The organism is bacterium, assembly GCA_029210545.1.
Taxonomy (GTDB): Bacteria; BMS3Abin14; BMS3Abin14; order BMS3Abin14; family BMS3Abin14; genus JARGFV01.
This window is the reverse complement of sequence record JARGFV010000189.1, coordinates 1-2,364: the sequence shown is the minus strand read 5'-3', so window position 1 is coordinate 2,364 and position 2,364 is coordinate 1. Positions and strand designations below refer to the sequence as shown.

2 protein-coding genes are annotated in these 2,364 nt (G+C 58.4%); both read left to right on the top strand.

Annotated elements, in window-relative coordinates:
- Positions 1 to 125 precede the first annotated feature (125 nt).
- Positions 126 to 1,775 carry an ASKHA domain-containing protein gene (locus P1S46_12165; protein ID MDF1537225.1) on the top strand — a complete coding sequence of 550 codons (1,650 nt, stop codon included), beginning with the start codon at positions 126 to 128 and terminating at the stop codon, positions 1,773 to 1,775.
- A gap of 98 nt (positions 1,776 to 1,873) precedes the next feature.
- The coding region (locus P1S46_12160) for an aminotransferase class I/II-fold pyridoxal phosphate-dependent enzyme (GenBank protein MDF1537224.1) at positions 1,874 to 2,364 on the top strand (491 nt) is incomplete at its 3' end.

The following is a 2,364-nucleotide window of genomic DNA, read 5'->3' as shown; positions in this document are numbered from 1 at the left end:
ATCAATGACTTACGGAGTGAGTCATTGATTTGGGCGCCCCGCGCGGGGCGCGTTGATGGACTTTTTGCGAGTCCATCCACCTTCCTCCTTCCACCTTCCCGATTCCTGATATACACTGCTCGACCATGAGACCCGGTACCAAAAACAGGAGCGGCATGGCCGCCGCAACGGCCGCCATAACTGTTGAGAACATCGGAACGTATACTGTCGCCACGGGTGTGAACCTGCGTGAGGCCCTGCGCATGCAGGGGCTGTACATCGACGGCAGCTGCGGGGACAAGGGAACATGCGGACGCTGTATCGTCCGGATCCTTTCCGGTGACGCCGGGCACCCGTCCCTGTCAGAAGCCGGGATGCTGGGCGCCGATCCGGTTGCACGTGACCGGAGACTGGCCTGCAGGGTGACTGTTACGGGTGACCTGTCTGTTGCCGTCGATCCGGAAAGGATCCTGGAGGTCGATCGGACCGGGCGCTGGAAGGAAATCCAGGATTCCCCGCTTTTCGACCCTGCCCGACTGGACCTGGATGGCGACGGATATGGTGTCGCCATGGATCTCGGTACCACCTCCATTGCCGCGGCACTTTACGAACTTGCCACCGGCCGCCTCGTGGACATCCGCACTGCCGCCAACCCCCAGCTTCCATGGGGTGATGAGATCATTACGCGCCTGGAGGGAGCAGCGCGTGATCGCGATACGGCTGCCTTACTAAGGGACCTGCTGTGGGAAACCGTGAGAGGGATGGTAAGCAGCCTGGCCCGCAGGGGCAGCATTTCATCGGGCCGGATATCCCGGTTTGTCGCGGTGGCCAACAGCGCGGTGCATCATCTCGCTCTCGGTTTGGATGTCGAGCCCCTCCTGACCCCTCCTTTTGCCCCTGCCGTCAACGGAGCCGTCTCCTTCCCCGCGCACACCAGCCCCTTTGAGCTGCCGTGTGGAAAGGATGCCGTGGTGCATTTTGCACCCCTCATCGGCGGGTACGCAGGAAGCGATGCACTGGTGTCCCTGCTCGCGGCCCGCAGTACGGGGGTGCAGACAGGAGCTGTCATCGACGTCGGCACCAACACCGAGATCGCGGTCTGGGGGAAAGGAAAGGTCATGGTGGCCACGGCTCCATCGGGGCCGGCCTTCGAGGGTGGACATATCCGTTCCGGTATGAGGGCCGTAGAGGGTGCGGTGTGGCGTGTCGACCTGCTGGAGGACAGCGTCAGGTATCATGTCATAGGCGACGTCGAACCTCTGGGGATCTGTGGGACAGGGATCATCGATGCTGTGGCGGGGATGGTGTCCAGAAAGGTTGTGGACAGGTCCGGTCTCGTTAAGAAAGGGAGCCATCCTTCCCTGTCAGAGAAAGGCCTGCTCCTCAACGGTCCAAACGGTGTGTTCCTGGAACCGGTGGATGTGGCAACAATACAAAAAGCCAAGTCTGCCATCGCTGCCACGCTGCAGGTAGTTTTGAACTCGATGGGATTGAAGCCTTCGGAGTTGGAGAACGTTTATCTTGCCGGCGCCTTTGGGAGCAGGTTGAACGTGGAAAACGCTGTCAGGATAGGCCTTCTTCCGGAACTGCCCTCTGATCGATTTGAGAACGACAGGTATGTCTTGGCAGGTAACGCCGCACTGGTAGGAGCCTCCATGGCCCTCCTTTCATCCGAGAGCATGGAGGCGGCCCGGGAACTTGCAAGGGGGATTACCCACCTTAACGTGGCCGATGATCCGGAATTCCAGGAACTCTTTATTGAAAACCTGTACTTTCCGGAGCGCGAGCTTCATTGAAACGGGGTTATCGAAGACGGGATTATCGTTGACTTGCAGAAAGATCTCATCCAGATGATATCTAAATGTTAGCAGGAGAGTGATTAATTTCTGGCAGCTTGTTTTCCCAACGTATCCAGCGTGTACCCAGGTCTTTCATCCGGGAGATCCTGAAAGTTGCTGAGGACCCACGGGTCATCTCCTTTGCGGGCGGTTTGCCCAGTCCCGGCCTGTTCCCCGTTAAGCGGTTGGAAGGTGCGCTGTCAAAGATCCTTGCCGAGCGCGCCCCTGAAAGCCTTCAGTATGGATCAAGTGAAGGGCTGCCCGCCCTGCGGGAATGGATCTGTCAACGGTATAAAAAACGGTTCGGTTTGGAGGTCGACCCCGGTAACGTCCTCATCACCACCGGTTCACAACAGGGGCTGGACCTGGTTGGAAAAGTGCTCGTTGAAGATTCCGATAAGGTGGTGATGGAAAGACCGGGATACCTTGGCGCCATCCAGGCTTTTTCCCTCTACACAGGCAGCATCAGCCAGGTTGAACTGACGGGTGACGGGCCTGACCTCGATGATCTTGAAAGGCAGTTCAGGTCAGTAAACAGCAAGCTGTT

Coding starts and splice junctions, on each gene's coding strand:
- P1S46_12165 (MDF1537225.1), top strand. CDS start 126: ATGAGACCCGGTACCAAAAACAGGAGCGGCATGGCCGCCGCAACGGCC.